The following is a 16,713-nucleotide window of genomic DNA, read 5'->3' on the forward strand; positions in this document are numbered from 1 at the left end:
CCTTTCATGAGAATCCGTCCCTCGGCAAAACCGCCAGCGGAAGCGGCACTTCCGCGGGATCAGAACGTCACTTTTTCAAGCGGGGCGCGCCCCGCCTCGAATTCCTTCAGCTTCGCTTCGTTGCGCGCGATGTAACTGCGATTGTCGGGAACGGCGAACTGGTTCTTGGCGATCTGGATCTGCAGGATGAAGAGCTCGTCCCAACGGAAGCCTATTTCGGAACCGGCCAGATAGAGTTCCCACATGCGGAAGAATTGCTCGTCGTAAAGCGCCACCGCTTCGGCCTTACGCGCCACGAAACGCTCGCGCCAATGGCGCAGCGTATAGGCATAATGCAGCGGCAGGATTTCGATATCCTTGACCAGCAGCCCGGCCTTTTCAAGCGGCGGCACGACCTCGCCGACGGAAGGGATGTAGCCGCCCGGGAAGATGTATTTCTCGATGAAGGCATTGGTGCCGAAGCTCGGCTTCGGGCGGCCGATCGAATGCAGCACCATGACGCCGTTGTCATCGAGGAGATCCGATACCTTGCGGAAGAAATTGCCGTAATGGCCGATGCCGACATGTTCGAACATGCCGACCGAGACGATGCGGTCGAACTTCCTGCCCGTCATGGTGCGGTAGTCCTGCAGTTCGAACCGCACCCGGTCGGCAAGGCCGCGCTTTTCGGCGCGCGTACGCGAGACCTTGAACTGCTCTTCGCTCAGCGTGATGCCGGTGAACTCTGCACCTTCGGTCGCCTCCGCCAGGTACATGCCCATGCCGCCCCAGCCGGAGCCGATCTCCAGGATGCGCTGGTTCGGCTCGAGCAGAAGCTTGGCGGCGATATGGCGTTTCTTGGCGAGCTGCGCCTCGTCGAGACCAATGCCCGGCGGCTCGAAATAGGCGCAGGAATATTGCCAGTCCTCATCGAGGAAAAGATCGAAGAGCTTGGCCGACAGGTCGTAATGATGGGCGACATTGTGCTTGTTGCGATTGACCGGCACGCGGCTCTTCAGCTGCTGCCAGGCAATGCGGCCGAGGAGCAGTGCCGCCATCTTGAAATCGAAGATTTCGTTGGTGGTGTTCTGTTTCACCAGCGACAGGAAATCGTAGATGTTGCCCTGTTCGAGAATGAACCGGCCTTGCATGTACATTTCGCCGAGCTTCATCGCCGGGTCGCGCCGGATGGCGTCCTCGGCCTCCTGATCGGCAAGGCGGGCGACAACGGTTTCACCCGTGCCGTCGCCGATAGTGTGGGTTTCGCCATTGGCAAGGGTAAGTTTCAACGAACCCTTGCGGACGATTTGCTGGACGATCGATAAGAATGCCGACGCCATGGACGCCTCGCAAATGTGACGGGATGGTCACATCAACTTAATAGCTCCCTTTCGCCTTACAAGCGCCGGATTTAGCACTCTGTTCAGAACGCTGCCAAACTGTTGCATTTTTGCCGAAATGCCGGCTAAACCCTTATTTTCGCTTCATGGCTTCGGCAAGTGCCGCACCGAAGGCGCCCTGGCTCTCCGGTTTCTGAGCCGCGGGCCGGCGCTCCTTCTGCGGCCGCGACACTTGGTTTCCGCGAGAATCACCACGCGGCGGCGGCGCCGAGGAGCCGTCATCGCGGCGCATGGAAAGACCGATGCGTTTGCGCTTGGCATCGACTTCGACAACCCGCACCTTGACGACATCTCCCGCCTTGACGACCTCGTGGGGATCCTTGACGAAGCGATCGGCAAGCTGGGAGACGTGCACCAGACCATCCTGGTGCACGCCGATATCGACGAAGGCGCCGAAGGCGGCGACATTGGTCACCGTGCCTTCCAGCACCATGCCGGGCGTCAGGTCGGAAATTTCGTTGACGCCCTCTGCAAAGGTCGCGGTCTTGAAGCTCGGACGCGGGTCGCGGCCGGGCTTTTCCAGCTCCGCGATGATGTCCCTGACCGTCGGCAGGCCGAATTTCTCGTCGATGAACTGGCGCGGATCAATCGATTTCAACACGGCGCTATCGCCCATCAGCGCGCGCAGATCCCGGCCGCAGGCGGCGACGATCTTCTTGGCGACGCCGTAGGCCTCCGGGTGCACCGAAGAGGAATCGAGCGGCTCCTTGCCGTTGGGAATGCGCAGGAAGCCGGCGCATTGCTCGAAGGTGCGGCCGCCGAGTCTGGCGACCTTCAGCAGATCCTTTCGCGTCTCGAAACGGCCTTCGCTGTCACGGTGCCGGACGATGGCGTCGGCGATCGACGGGCCGAGGCCGGAGACGCGCGAGAGCAGCGGCGCTGACGCGGTGTTGAGATCGACGCCGACGGCATTCACCGCGTCTTCCACCACCGCATCGAGCGAACGCGATAGCTTCTGCTGGTCGACATCGTGCTGATACTGGCCGACGCCGATCGACTTCGGCTCGATCTTGACGAGTTCTGCCAGCGGGTCCTGCAGGCGGCGTGCGATGGAGACGGCGCCGCGCAGCGATACGTCGAGATCGGGGAATTCAGCCGCGGCGGTCGCCGAGGCGGAATAGACCGAGGCGCCGGCTTCCGACACGATGACCTTGGTCGGCTTCGGCGCCGGCAACTCGGCCAGCATATCGGCCACCAGCTTTTCGGTTTCGCGGCTGCCGGTGCCGTTGCCGATCGAGATCAGCTCGACATTGTGCTTGCGGATCAGCGATGCGAGCTCGACCTGGGCGCCACGCACGTCGTTCCTCGGCTGGAAGGGATAGACGGTCGATGTCGCCACCACCTTGCCGGTGCCGTCGACGACGGCGACCTTGACGCCGGTGCGGATCCCGGGATCGAGACCCATCGTCGCGCGCGAGCCGGCGGGCGCTGCCAAAAGCAGATCCTTGAGATTGCGGGCGAAGACGTGGATCGCCTCTTCTTCGGCCCTTTCGCGCAGTTCCCGCATCAGGTCTAGCGAGAGCGACATGGAAAGCTTGACGCGCCAGGTCCAGCTTGCGACCTCCATCAGCCAGCGGTCGCCGGGGCGGCTCGTACCGATCTCGTAGGCCGTCACGATCATGCGTTCGACCGGCTTGTTCGGAGAGGTCGTCTCGGCGTCGGCCTCGATCGTCAGCGTCAGCACCTCCTCGTTCCAGCCGCGCAGCATGGCCAGCGCGCGGTGGCCGGGGGCGGTCGCCCAGCGTTCGGAATGGTCGAAATAATCGGAAAACTTCTCGCCGGTCGCCTGCTTGCCGTCGACGACTTTCGCCTTCAGCAGCGAGGCCTGGCGCATATGGGCGCGCAATCTGCCGAGCAGGTCGGCATTTTCGGCAATGCCTTCGGCGATGATGTCGCGCGCGCCTTCGAGCGCCGTCTTCACATCGGGCACATCGGCGGTGACGAAGCCTTCGGCCAACACCGCCGGTTCCCTGGCGCGGTCGGCAAGGATCGTCTCGGCGAGCGAGCCGAGGCCGCGTTCGCGGGCGATTTCGGCCCGCGTGCGGCGCTTCGGCTTGTAGGGCAGATAGAGATCTTCGAGCTCGGCCTTGGTTTCGGCGCCTGCGACCTTGGTCATCAGCTCGTCGGTCATCTTGCCCTGGCCGGTAATCGATTCGACGATCGCGTCGCGCCGGGCTTCGAGCTCGCGCAGATAGACCAGCCGCTCGGCGAGATTGCGCAGCTGCGTATCATCCAGCCCGCCCGTCACCTCCTTGCGGTAGCGGGCGATGAAGGGCACGGTTGAGCCTTCGTCGAGCAGCTCGATGGCGGCTTTGGCCTGTTCGGGCCGGGCGTTGATTTCGGCGGAGATGCGGGCTGCGAGAAAACGGAGGTCTGCGGCCATGGGATTTCCTGTTTCGTCAGAGGTGGCGGGACCATAGCGGCGAAAAGCGGCAAGGCAATGCCCGACTGTGGTTTTCACAGGTTAATGGATTGGGGGATCATCGGCGTGTTGCCGTGTGGCCCCCTCATCTGCCTGCCGGCATCTTCTCCCCGAGGGGAGAAGGGATATGCCGCACTGCTTTCCTCCATCACAAACGGCAGCGGCAAGAATGGATCGCTGCCGCAACTCCCCTTCTACCCACCGGGGAGAAGGTGCCCGGCAGGGCGGATGAGGGGGCCACGCGGCAACACGCCTGCCGGTTGCCCCACCCCATCGCTCTCGTCCGTTTTTGCGGTTGTGCAGATGCGGCATTCTTTGATAGCAGAAGCAACGTTTTTGGATCGCCCTGCCCGCGGGCGCAAGGAAAAGATTGACATGCCAAACCTTCTTCTCGAACTCCGCTCCGAAGAGATTCCGGCCCGCATGCAGCGCAAGGCTGCCGGCGACCTGAAGAAGCTCGTCACCGATGCGCTTGTCGAAGCGGGTCTGTCCTACGAAGGGGCGCGCGAATATTGGACGCCGCGGCGGCTTGCGCTCGACATCCATGGCCTGACAGCCCGCTCCGCCGATGTGCGCGAGGAACGCAAGGGACCGCGCACCGACGCCAACGAGAAGGCGATCGAAGGCTTTTTGCGCGGCGCCGGCCTTTCCTCGGTCTCCGAGGCGCAGGTGGTGAGCGATCCGAAGAAGGGCGATTTCTACGTCGCGGTCATTTCCAAGCCCGGCCGCGCAACGGAAGAGATCGTCACCGATGTCATGCCCGGCATCATCCGCGATTTTCCCTGGCCGAAATCGATGCGCTGGGGCAAGGCCTCGTCGAAGCCCGGTGCGCTGCGCTGGGTGCGGCCGCTGCAGTCGATCATTTGCACCTTCGGACCGGAGCATGAAGAGACCGTCGTGATCCCCTTCGAGATCGACGGCGTTACCGCTTCCAACATCACCTATGGCCACCGTTTCCATGCGCCCGAGGCGATCACCGTCCGGCGCTTCGACGATTATGCGGCGAACTTAGAAAAGGCGAAGGTCATCCTCGATGCCGAACGGCGCAAGGACATCATCCTGCACGACGCTCGCGACATCGCCTTTGCCAACGGGCTGGAGCTGGTGGAAGACGAAGGGCTGCTGGAGGAAGTCTCCGGCCTCGTCGAATGGCCGCAGGTGCTGATGGGCAGCTTCGAGGAGGATTATCTCTCGATCCCCTCCGAAATCATCCGGCTGACGATCAAGACCAACCAGAAGTGTTTTGTCACCCGCAAACAGGGTGAAGAGACGCTTTCGAACAAGTTCATCCTCGTCTCAAATATCCAGGCGAGCGACGGCGGCAAGGAAATCGTCCACGGCAACGGCAAGGTGGTGCGGGCCCGGCTTTCGGATGCCCTGCACTTCTGGAAGCGCGACCAGGGCAATCTGCCGGATCTCGAGACGCTCACGGCTTCGGCGGCAAAGTTCAGCCTCGACATCAAGAAGCCGCTCGATCAGCGCATGGCCAAGCTCGATGCGCTTGACGTGACGTTCCATGCCAAACTCGGCACACAGGGCGCGCGTGTCGCCCGCATCCGCACACTGGCCAAGGAATTGGCTGATATCACCGGCGCCGACGCGGCTCTCATCGATCGCGCCGCCGTGCTCGCCAAGGCCGATCTGCGCACCGAAGCGGTCGGCGAATTCCCGGAACTGCAGGGCTTGATGGGCCGCAAATATGCGGTGTTGCAGGGCGAGAATGCTTCCGTTGCCGCAGCGATCGAGGATCACTACAAGCCGCAGGGTCCATCGGACCGCGTGCCGGAGGACAAAGTGGCGATCACCATCGCCCTTGCCGACAAGCTCGATACGCTGATCGGTTTCTGGGCGATCGACGAAAAGCCGACAGGGTCGAAGGATCCATTTGCGCTGCGGCGGGCAGCACTCGGCGTCGTCAGGATCCTGCTGGAGCGAAGGATCCGCCTGCCGCTGCTGGCAACGACAAGGGATGGCGACCTGCTCTCCTTCTTCCACGACCGTCTCAAGGTCTATCTGCGCGACCAGGGCGCCCGCCACGATCTGATCGACGCCGTGCTGACTTCAGATGCCGACGACCTGCTGATGGTGGCGCGCCGCGTCGAAGCGCTGACGGCCTTCATCACCTCGGAGGACGGCAAGAACCTGCTCGCCGGCACCAAGCGGGCGACGCAGTTGCTCGCCGCCGAGGAGAAGAAGGGCACCGTGATCGCTGACGGCGTTTCGCAAGCGCTTCTGACGCTCGATGCCGAGAAGGAGCTGTTCGCCGCAATCTCCAGCGCCTCGAAGGATGCGTCGGACGCCGTCGCCGGCGAGGATTTCCGCTCGGCAATGGAAGCGCTTTCCAAGCTGCGCGGCCCGGTCGACCGCTTCTTCGAAGACGTGCTCGTCAACGACGAGGACGCCGCCATCCGCGCCAACCGCCTCGCCCTGCTGCGGCTGATCCGCGAGGCGACGGGAACGGTTGCGGATTTCTCGAAGATTTCGGGGTGATGTTCGGCTTCTTGCAGTGTCGATGCAGCGCGGTTTCGAAAAACATCTGCCCCTCACCCTAACCCTCTCCCCGCTTGCGGGGAGAGGGGACGTGCCCCACTAGAGGTGAGCGAGGAACGGAGAGGTCGCGGCGTGTTCCCCTTCGCCCCGTTTACGGGAGAAGGTGCCGGCAGGCGGATGAGGGGCGGATACGGTTCGCTACCCATTGAACAACCCGCCCACCCCAACACTGGCATTGCCGCCACTACGGCGCTATTCAAGCAGACATGCAAAACAAGATTCTTGTCAGCGCCTGTCTCATGGGCCATGCCGTCCGCTATGACGGTCGGGCGAAGCCGTTGCTTCATTCGGCGATCGAGACATGGCAGGCCGAGGGCCGGTTGGTGACGATCTGTCCGGAGATGTCGGCGGGCATGCCGGTGCCGCGCCCTCCGGCCGAGATTGGAAATGGTGCGACCGGCGAGGATGTGCTGGCCGGCACGGCGCGGGTTGTCGAGCTGACGGGCCGGGATGTGACGGAAGAATTCCTGCAAGCAGCAATGAATGCCGTGGCGCTCGCAAGGCAGGCCGGCTGCCGTTATGCGCTGCTCATCGACGGCAGCCCGTCCTGCGGATCCGGTTTCATATATGACGGCACGTTTTCCGGCCGCAAGCAGGCCGGCAACGGCGTGACGGCGGCGGCGCTGAAAGCGGCCGGTGTCGAAGTGTTTTCCGATCACGAGATCGAGCGGCTGATCGACCGTATCGCGCAATGAGCCTCAAAAGGCACGGCCGCCGGAGAACCGACGGCCGCTAAGAATTTGGTGATAAAAACGCTTTTGTCCCCGTGCCGTTTAAGCGGCACGGCGACCTTGATGCATGGCCGGGGCAGCACCTTCGCCACTGACGCGGAAGCCGCGGATGAGATCGATCAGTTCGTCGGTATCGCTGGCGAGCGTTTCGGCCGATGCCGTGGTCTCTTCGGCCATGGCAGCATTCTGCTGGGTGGCGGCATCGAGCTGGTTCATCGACGAGGAGATCGAGCGCAGCGTGGTGTCCTGTTCGGAGGCGCTGTGGGCGATCTTGGCAACGATCTCGTTGGCAGCCTTGATCTGGTCGGAGATGCGCTTCAGCGCCTCGCCGGCCTCGCCGACCAGACGGACGCCGTGATCCACCTGGCTGGAGGAGCGGGCGATCTGGTCCTTGATCTCCTTGGCCGCAGCGGCGGAACGCTGGGCAAGTTCGCGCACTTCCTGGGCGACGACCGCAAAACCCTTGCCGGATTCACCGGCACGCGCCGCCTCGACGCCGGCGTTCAGCGCCAGCAGATTGGTCTGGAAGGCGATCTCGTCGATAACGCCGATGATCTTGGTAATCTCCGAGGACGACTTCTCGATGCCGCTCATCGCCTCGATCGCCTGGGTGACGATCGCATCGCTATGCGTTGCCTCGGTGCTGACCGCGTGGACGCGCTTGCTCGCTTCATGGGCGCCATCGGCCGTCTGACGGACGGCGACGGTGAGTTCGTCGAGAGCGGCCGAGGTTTCTTCCAGGCTGGCGGCCTGGCGCTCGGTGCGCTGTGACAGCTCGTTCGAAGCGCGGCGGATCTCTTCCTTGCTGGTGCCGATGTCGGTGCCCTTGGCGCTGACCTTGGCCATGGCGGCCTCGAGATGCGACAGCGCATCGTTGAAGTTGTCGCGAAGGGCGGCATACTTCTGGCCGAGATCGGCGCAGCGGACGGTGAGGTCGCCGCGGGCGATCATCTCCAGCGCCTGGCCGATCGTCGTCACCACCCGCGCCTGCAGCGTTGCTTCATCCTGCTGCTGGCGCAGATTGTTTTCGCGCTCATTTTCCAGCGCCAGTTGCTGGGCCGCCTCGCGATCCGACATCGCATGGCGTTCCCTGATCTTTTCCTGCAGTGACTGCGTCGCCTTCGCCATCATGCCGACTTCGTTGTTCATGCCGGTGTGCGGAATGGTGATCGAAACATCCTCTTCGGCGACAGCCTTGAGGGCGGAATGGACGTTGTTGAGAGGTCCCGATATGCCGCGGATGACGATATAGGCGGCTGTCATGGCAAGGAAGAACAGGACGATGCTGCCGGAGAGCGCGGTCAGGATCGTGCTGTTTATCTGAGCATCGAGATCGTCCATGTAGACGCCGGTGACGACGACGATCTTCCAGGGTTCGAAGGCCTGGCCATAGGCCGTCTTGCGATAATCGCCAACGGGTTGGCCCGGTTTGACCGTGGAATAATATTCGACGAGACCGCCGCCCTGCTGCCCGAGCTTGACCAGCTCATCGCGATAGAGCTTGCCTTTGCTGTCCGGCTGGCCCTTGTTGATCTGCCCGACTTTCGAGGCATCGTAGTGGAATACCATCTGGACGTCGTAGCTATAGCCGAAGAAATAGCCGTCCGGATCGTATTTCATCCCGTTGACGGTGGTGTAGGCCTGCTTCTGGGCATCCTCCAGCGTCATTTCGCCGGCGGTGACCTTGGCCTGGTATAGCTTGAGAACGGAGACCGCCGACTGAACCTCGGCGCGCAGCATGTCATAACGTTCCTTGTAGATCGCATCGACCGAGGAGCGGATCTGCAGGGAGGTGGCGATCGCAAAGGCAATCATCAGGCCGACGACCAGCAATATGAGCTGCTTCGATATCTTCAAATTTTTCATGACGCCTCGCAACGGGAATGGGTGAATACATTCCGGTGCGGTTTTCTACCGCCTGTGCGAGCGCGCCAAACAAGACGACGCGTCTACCGCTGCTAAAACAAACATGCTGCGACCGGGTAAGGAACAATTGATGCCCACCCTATAAAAAAGCTTTAACTTTATTGTTCGCGATCCGAATTTCCCTCAAAATCCAGGGGTGCTTACAAAGAAAAACCGCCGGATTTTCATCCGGCGGTCCATATCATTTGTTGTTGAGACTCTCAGCCTGCCCGGCGCATCGGTTCAGCCTGGCGGTGCTGCGGTGCGCCGACTCGGAAGCCGCGGATGAGGTCGATCAGCTCGTCGGTATCGGTGGCCAGCGTCTCGGCGGATGCCGTGGTCTCTTCGGCCATGGCGGCGTTCTGCTGGGTGGCGGCGTCGAGCTGGTTCATCGACGAGGAGATCGAGCGCAGCGTCGTATCCTGTTCGGAAGCGCTGTGGGCGATCTTGGCGACGATCTCGTTGGCAGCCTTGATCTGGTCGGAGATGCGCTTCAGCGCCTCGCCTGCCTCGCCGACCAGACGGACGCCGTGATCCACCTGGCTGGAGGAGCGGGCGATCTGGTCCTTGATCTCCTTGGCCGCAGCGGCGGAACGCTGGGCAAGTTCGCGCACTTCCTGGGCGACGACCGCAAAACCCTTGCCGCTTTCACCGGCACGAGCTGCCTCGACACCGGCATTCAGCGCCAGAAGGTTGGTCTGAAAGGCGATCTCGTCGATGACGCCGATGATCTTGGTGATCTCCGAGGATGACTTCTCGATGCCGCTCATCGCCTCGATCGCCTGGGTGACGATCGCATCGCTATGGGTGGCTTCAGTGCTGACCGAGTGGACGCGCTTGCTGGCTTCATGGGCGCCATCGGCGGTCTGGCGGACAGCGACAGTGAGCTCATCGAGGGCGGCCGAAGTTTCTTCGAGGCTGGCGGCCTGGCGCTCGGTGCGCTGCGACAGTTCGTTGGAAGCGCGGCGGATCTCTTCCTTGCTGGTGCCGATATCGGTGCCCTTGGCGCTGACCTTGGCCATGGCGGCTTCGAGATGCGACAGCGCATCGTTGAAGTTGTCGCGAAGGGCGGCATACTTCTGGCCGAGATCGGCGCAGCGAACGGTAAGATCGCCGCGGGCGATCATCTCCAGCGCCTGGCCGATGGTCGTCACCACGCGAGCCTGCAGCGTTGCTTCGTCCTGCTGCTGGCGCAGATTGTTTTCGCGCTCGCTTTCCAGCGCCAGTTGCTGGGCCGCCTCGCGATCCGACATCGCATGGCGCTCCCTGATCTTTTCCTGCAGCGACTGCGTCGCCTTGGCCATCATGCCGACTTCATTGTTCATGCCGGTATGCGGGATGGCGATCGAAACGTCCTCTTCGGCCACCGACTGCAGTGCATTGTGGATGTCCTTCAGCGGATGGGAGATGCCGCGGATGAAGAAGACGGCGGCGGCAATGCCGCAGACGAAGACGATCAGCGAGGCGGTCAGCGCCTTCCAGATCGTCGCATTGACCTTCTGCTGCAGATCGTCGAGATAAACGCCGGTGCCGACGACGATCTTCCAGGGCTCGAAGGCCTTGGAATAACCGCCCTTGAGGAAGACCTGGTCTTCCGGCTGACCCGGCTTGGTCCAATAGTAGAAAGTGCGGCCGCCGCCGGCCTTGCCGTTGTCGACCAGCGCCTGGCTGAATTTCGCGCCGGTCTTGTCGACCTGGCCGCTCATGTCCTTGCCGAGATTGACCGGGCTCGGATGGAAGAGCTGGATGACGTTGTAGTCGAAGCCGAAGAGATAACCGGATGGCTGAAAGGAGACGCGCTTCAGGATTTCGAAGGCCTCGGCCTGGGCGGCCTCATGGGTCATCTGACCGGCCTTCTCGCGCTCATGGAAGGTGTTGAGGACGGAGATGCCCGATTCGACCTGCGTGCGCAGCATGTCGAAACGCTCGTCGTAGATCGCCTGTTCGGAGGTGCGGATTTCGAAATAAGTAGCCACTGCAAAAGCAGCCATTAGGACGCCGATCAGCGCAAACAATTGATGCGCAATCTTGAGCTTTTTCATGATGTGCCTCGCAAAGCAGGTGAATTCAAAACAATTCCGGATCGGTCAACTCCCGACCCGCGGACGTCTCAAATCGCCCGCGCAGCTAGCGCAATCATGCGTCCTCCGGCCTCTCGATTGGTAAAATTAGAGTGAATGACTAAATTATCTTTTAACGATCCATGGCTTCTATTTGCACGACTTGGGAAGATCGAAATATAAATTCTCGAATAAATGCGTAAGTTGCATTCTTCTATTTAATTTCAATAATTCAGTTTTTGATTGTGCATTGAAACAAGAATGCACCCTCGCTGCTCATCGAGGGTGCATTCAGTCCACCGGTGGTGGAACCCCAATCGATCGAAACCTTGATCAGGCAGGGGCAGGGAACTTATTTGCTTTGCGCAATTCCCGGCAAAACCGCTGCGCGCTTTGCCTGGAAGTTGCTTGATCTCTTTGTCTTTACGCAATTCCGCACGCAAAACCGCTAACGCACTTTTGCTGGAAGTTGCTCCTAGAAACGCAGCTTGAAATCGGAAGCGTTAAGGGCTGCCGGTTGTTCCGCCATGCCGGCCGCAACGGGCTTGGCGTCGCCGCCGATGACGGCTGCGGTCGTCGCATTCATGTCGATGCCGTCTGCTGAAGGCGCCTCGGCAAGCATCGCTTCCGGGGTTGCCTTGCTGACGAAGACGACGGGCGAGCCGCCCATCCAGCCTTCGGTGCGATAGATCTTCTTTTCGCCGCCGACATCGCGGATTTCACTCGCCTGGAGGACGCCGGGCTTCAGCTCCGGCACCGTATAGTCCTTCTTGGTGAGCTCCGCCTGGAGCGGTGGGCAATGGGCGCAGGTTTCGGTGACGATGCTGCCTTCAGCGGACGGCGCAGTCTTGCCGACCACCTCTATCGAGGACGCCATTGCTGAGCCTGCCATCAGCAGGATTGCCGCACCTAGAAAAATCTGACGCATCAAAGTTGCTCCGTCTCATCTTCGGAGCAAATTAGCGCAGCTTTGTTTCCATCCCGTCAGGGGAAAGGGTAAAAATTTAAAGAACGCGGCGGTTTATACTCACGCCGAGCCGGTTTCGCGCTCGATCGCCCGCCAGCCGATGTCGCGCCGGCAGAAGCCGTTTTCCCATCTCACCCTGTCAAGCAGCGTGTAGGCGCGGTCCTTGGCCTCGGCGACCGTGCCGCCGGACGCGGTAACATTCAGCACGCGGCCGCCGGTCGAAACCAATGTGCCATCCCTCAGACCCGTGCCGGCATGAAACACCTTCTCGCCCTCGCCTGCATCCGGGAGGGAAAGGATCGGCGTGTTCTTCTCGTAGGCGCCGGGATACCCCTTCGAGGCCATGACCACCGTCAGTGCCGGATCGTCGTTCCATTCGGCCTTGACCTGATCGAGCGTGCCGTTGGCGGTGGCGAGCAGCAGTGGCAGGAGATCGCTCTTCAACCGCATCATCATCACCTGGCATTCGGGGTCGCCGAAGCGGACATTGTATTCGATGAGCTCCGGCCCCTTCCTGGTGATCATCAGCCCGGCGAAAAAGACGCCGGAGAAGGGATGACCGCTCTCTGCCATGCCGCGCATCGTCGGCTCGATGATCTCCTTCATCGTCCGCTCGACCATCTCGGCGGTCATCACAGGCGCCGGCGAATAGGCGCCCATGCCACCGGTATTGACGCCGGTATCGCCCTCTCCCACTCGCTTATGATCCTGGGCGGTTGCGAGCGGCAGCGCATGTTTGCCATCGCAGAGGCAGAAGAAGCTCGCCTCCTCGCCATCGAGATAGGCCTCGACGACGACTTCGGCGCCGGCAGCGCCAAAGGCGCCCTCGAAGCAGTCGTCGACCGCGGCCAAAGCTTCATCGAGCGTCATTGCAACCGTCACGCCCTTGCCGGCGGCAAGACCATCGGCCTTGACGACGATCGGCACGCCCTCGGCGCGGATATAGGCTTTCGCCTTCGGTCCATTGTTGAAGCGCTGGTAGGTGCCTGTCGGAATATCGTAGCGGGCGCAGATATCCTTGGTGAAGCCTTTGGAACCCTCGAGCTGGGCTGCGGCAGCGGAAGGACCGAAGACCGAAAGGCCATCGGCGCGCAGCCGGTCGGCAAGGCCGGCAACCAGCGGCGCCTCCGGGCCGACGACGACGAAATCGATCGCCTTGTCCTTGCAGAAGGCCGCGACCGCTTCGTGATCCTCGATGTCAACCGGCACGAGGACGGCGTGTTCGGCAATGCCGGGATTGCCGGGTGCGGCGTAGAATTCCGTCATCAACGGCGATTGCGCCAGCTTCCAGGCGAGCGCATGCTCGCGTCCGCCCGATCCGATCAACAGAACCTTCATGCGCGACCCTTTCCTTTTCTGTCTGGCGGTTAAGGGCCAGGGGCCGAAAGGTCAAGCGGGAAAGCTTACCAGCCCCCGCCTCCCCCGCCTCCGCCGCCTCCTCCGGACGAGCCGCCGCCGGAAAAACCGGAGGATGAGCTCGACGGCGGCGGCGAAGGAATCGTCGACGCGATGGTCGAGGCCATGGACGAGGAAAAGCCGCCTATACGATCGGAGAAGCTGCCACTGTTGAAGTTGCCGGAATACCAGGCGGGCGCATAGGCGGCCGCCGCGCCGGCTGCAGCTGCCGCAAGCCAGGTTTCGAATGTGCGCGACCAGGGTTTTTCGACACCGAGCGCCACCGCATAGGGCAGCAGCGTCTCGAAATGCCGCGGCGACATTTCCGGGGCGCCGGCCGTGTTCATCCGGTCTTTCTCGGCAAGCGTCAGATATTGGCGCAGACCGTCTATGCCATCCATCATCTTGGCGCCGAGCGGGGTCGGCGCACCCATGATGAAGAAATAGAGAATGTTCAAAAGCACGATGCCGCCAACGGCAAAGAGCATCGGCGTTTCGTGCAGTTGCACCAGCGAGGAGGCAAGCGCCAGCCCCATGGTCGCCAGGATGCTGATGCCGACGAAGACGCCGATCGCGGCGGAGATGATGGCGATGATCTTGCCGAACAGCGAATTGCCGCGATGCAGCGACCTGACGAGGCCGGCGACGAACACCGAAACGAAGACCGAGATGACAATCGGGATCAGCATCACCGCGATGGTGTCGGGCTCCAGCGAACCAAAAACGAACAGGGTCACCAGGGCCGCGGCGCTGAGCGCGATGCCGCCTGCGGTATAGGCCAGGTTGGAATTGTAATATTTGCCGCGATGCTCCTTCTCGATCGCCGCGCGGAAGGACTGACCGACGGATTTCACCCGCTCGCCATTGGCCTTGTCGATCGTCAGCGTCGAACCGGCGCCGCCGGCAACCTTCAGCAGTTCGATTTCGCCGGCCTGGAATTTCTCCTTGCTGAGCGGCTTGCCGGTGCCCTGGATGACGATCGAATTCTTCAGGTCTTCGAGCTTGACGTAACCGCGGACGGCAAGATTGAGGGCGGTGGCGGACAGCGCCGTCCAGCCCTCACCGGAGAAGCCCTTATTGTCGATGTAATTGACCAGCGCCGGCGAGATACCATCCGGCGCGTCCCAGCGCGGCACGACGACACCCCGGGCAGGATCGCGGCCGACCTTCAGCCAGGAGCGCGTGTAGTAGGCGAAAACGAGGATCAGGCCGCCGAAGCCGATGAAATAATTGCGGTTGTCCTTCAGCCACCAGGTGCTTTCCATATCCGCGCTTGGCGGATCGATCGACCCCTTCGGCATGCGGATCGCAAAGGTCAGGCCTTCGTGGGCATCGAGCGGCGCGGTGGTGGAAAAAACTAGGCCGGCGCCGGTTTCGCTGACGCGGGCATTCTTTCCCGTCGCGCCCTCAGGGCCGGTGAAGAAGGTCGTCTCCGTCGCGCCGACGTCAGGCGGCAGCTTCACCGTTGCCGTGGCTGAGCGGATCGGGAAGATCCAGCCATTGCCGGTGACGTTCCAATAGAGTTCGTCGTGATCGTCGAAATAGCGGATCTGGCGGTTGGTCCTGTAGGTGAAGACATATCGATGACGGCCCGGCGTCACCGTCACATCGGCAGAACCGGCATAGATGCGGATGCCGCGTGATATCGATTCGGTGTGCCAGGGCTCTTCCTCGCCATCGCGCTGGACCGAGACCATATCGAAATCGACGCTGCGGCGACGGCCGTCGGCATCGGTGAAATAGAGCGGGAAGTCACGGAAGATGCCGTGGTTGATCTGATTGCCCTCGGCATTGACGGTGATCGTCTCGGTCACCGACATCGCGCCGCTCTTTTCCAGCGCGATATCGGAGGCGAAACTGTCGATCACCTCGGCGGCAAACGCCACTGGGGCGGTCAGCATCAAGAGCAGTGCAAAGCAAAATCCGAAAAACCGACGCCCCATCCCTGTCTCCCCGCCGGCAGCCTCGGCTGCGTGTTTCGTCAATCTTTGTCCTGATAGGTCACGCCAAGTGCTGCCAGCGTCCGCCAGTAGGCGGGGAAGGTCTTGCCGACGCAATCGGGATCGAGAATGGTGATGCCGTCGATCTTCAGCCCGGCGAGCGCGAAACTCATGGCGATGCGGTGATCGGCGAAGCTGTCGATCTCCGCCGGCAGATGCTTGCCCACCAGTGCGGGATCCGACTGCACGATCAGATCATCGCCCTCTTCGCGGGCAAGGCCTGAAACAATGCGGTTGAGCCCGGTCGAAAGCGCCCGGATGCGGTCGCATTCCTTGACCCGCAGGTTGGCGATGCCGACGAAGCGAACCGGTGTCTCGTTGAAAGCGGCAAGCACGGCAAGGGTCGGAACGGCATCCTGCATCTGCGAGCCGTCGATCTCCGCCGGCAGATGCGGGAATTTGGCGATGATGTCATAGGCGCGCGCATCCGGCTGAGAGAAGGTATCGGAGGGAACACCGAGATCGATCACGCCACCCGTCAGCACTTCGGCTGCCCAGAGATAGGTCGCGGCCGAGGCATCCGGCTCGACGACGAAATCGGCGGCGCGATAGCCGGTCGGCTCGACGCGCCAGGTGACCGGGCTGGTCTTCTCGACCTTGGCGCCGAAGGCTTTCATCGCCGCGGTGGTCAGATCGATATAGCCGAGCGCGCCGATATCCTCGCCGACGAGTTCGATATCGACCGGCCGGTCGCCGCCGGCCGCCATCATCAGCAGCGCCGAGACATACTGGCTGGACAGGCCGCCATCGATGCGGATGCGGTCGGCCTGGAAGCGGCCGGTGCCCTTGACGGTGACCGGCGGGCAGCCGGTCTCTGCGGTGACGTCGATGCCGAGCGTGCGCATCGCCTCGACCAGCGGGCCGATCGGGCGCTTGCGCATATGCTCGTCGCCATCGACGATGACGATGCCGTCGACCAAAGCCGCAGCCGCCGTCAGGAAGCGTGTCGCCGTGCCGGCATTGCCGAGGAAGAGCGGCGTCTTCGGCGGCAGCAACCTGCCGGTGCCGGTAACGACGAAGCTGGTGTCGTCTGGCTCGTCGATCGCAACACCCATGGCGCGCAGCGCTTCGGCCATATAACGCGTATCGTCGCTCTTCAGCGCCCCGGTCAGCCTGCTCGTGCCCTTCGCAAGGCCGGCGAGCAGAAGCGCGCGATTGGTGATCGACTTGGAGCCCGGCGGCATGGCGCGGCCCGAAAGCGGCCTGCCCGGCGGGATGATCGTGAGTTTGGCTGTGCGTGTCATGCTGTTCTTCCGTCCATAGGGCGACCCTAAAGCGCGTCGCGATCTGCCCTTGCTCTTAGT

General features: G+C 62.2%; 10 protein-coding genes. 2 read left to right on the forward strand and 8 right to left on the reverse strand.

The window, feature by feature from the left end:
• Nucleotides 1-59: 59 nt before the first annotated feature.
• Both FFM53_RS08390 and FFM53_RS08395 read right to left on the reverse strand, forming a co-directional pair.
• Nucleotides 60-1,319, reverse strand: a complete 1,260-nt coding sequence (locus tag FFM53_RS08390) for a cyclopropane fatty acid synthase (RefSeq protein ID WP_138388004.1) — start codon at nt 1,317-1,319, stop codon at nt 60-62.
• A gap of 133 nt (nt 1,320-1,452) precedes the next feature.
• Complete coding sequence (locus FFM53_RS08395) at nt 1,453-3,762, reverse strand: Tex family protein (RefSeq protein WP_138388005.1); 2,310 nt, start codon at nt 3,760-3,762, stop codon at nt 1,453-1,455.
• A gap of 414 nt (nt 3,763-4,176) precedes the next feature.
• Between FFM53_RS08395 and glyS the strand changes: the two genes are divergently transcribed.
• Together glyS and FFM53_RS08405 are read left to right on the forward strand one after the other, a co-directional pair.
• Nucleotides 4,177-6,291 carry a glycine--tRNA ligase subunit beta gene (gene glyS / locus FFM53_RS08400; protein WP_138388007.1) on the forward strand — a complete coding sequence of 705 codons (2,115 nt, stop codon included), beginning with the start codon at nt 4,177-4,179 and terminating at the stop codon, nt 6,289-6,291.
• A gap of 266 nt (nt 6,292-6,557) precedes the next feature.
• Entirely contained in the window at nt 6,558-7,046 is a 489-nt protein-coding gene (locus FFM53_RS08405; RefSeq protein WP_138388008.1) for a 2-thiouracil desulfurase family protein, read from the forward strand.
• Nucleotides 7,047-7,124: 78 nt separating this feature from the next.
• Here FFM53_RS08405 and FFM53_RS08410 read toward each other — a convergent pair whose 3' ends face one another.
• The 6 genes from FFM53_RS08410 to aroA all read right to left on the reverse strand — a co-directional run bounded on the left by FFM53_RS08410 (nt 7,125) and on the right by aroA (nt 16,653).
• The gene (locus FFM53_RS08410; RefSeq protein ID WP_138388009.1) at nt 7,125-8,948 is read right to left on the reverse strand and encodes a methyl-accepting chemotaxis protein; all 1,824 of its coding nucleotides are present in this window, start codon (nt 8,946-8,948) and stop codon (nt 7,125-7,127) included.
• A 260-nt stretch (nt 8,949-9,208) separates the two neighbouring features.
• Nucleotides 9,209-11,029, reverse strand: a complete 1,821-nt coding sequence (locus FFM53_RS08415) for a methyl-accepting chemotaxis protein (RefSeq protein WP_173883562.1) — start codon at nt 11,027-11,029, stop codon at nt 9,209-9,211.
• 493 nt (nt 11,030-11,522) lie between these two features.
• Nucleotides 11,523-11,975, reverse strand: coding sequence for a plant virulence effector HPE1-like domain-containing protein (locus FFM53_RS08420; RefSeq protein WP_138390656.1), 453 nt, complete (start codon nt 11,973-11,975; stop codon nt 11,523-11,525).
• Between the two features lie 99 nt (nt 11,976-12,074).
• Complete coding sequence (gene purD / locus FFM53_RS08425) at nt 12,075-13,352, reverse strand: phosphoribosylamine--glycine ligase (protein ID WP_138390657.1); 1,278 nt, start codon at nt 13,350-13,352, stop codon at nt 12,075-12,077.
• Nucleotides 13,353-13,417: 65 nt separating this feature from the next.
• The gene (locus FFM53_RS08430) at nt 13,418-15,352 is read right to left on the reverse strand and encodes a DUF2207 domain-containing protein (protein ID WP_138390733.1); all 1,935 of its coding nucleotides are present in this window, start codon (nt 15,350-15,352) and stop codon (nt 13,418-13,420) included.
• Nucleotides 15,353-15,390: 38 nt separating this feature from the next.
• A complete protein-coding gene (aroA, locus tag FFM53_RS08435) occupies nt 15,391-16,653 on the reverse strand; it encodes a 3-phosphoshikimate 1-carboxyvinyltransferase (protein WP_138390658.1) in 1,263 nt (420 codons plus the stop codon).
• Nucleotides 16,654-16,713 lie beyond the last annotated feature (60 nt).

Source organism: Rhizobium indicum (assembly GCF_005862305.2).
GTDB lineage: Bacteria > Pseudomonadota > Alphaproteobacteria > Rhizobiales > Rhizobiaceae > Rhizobium > Rhizobium indicum.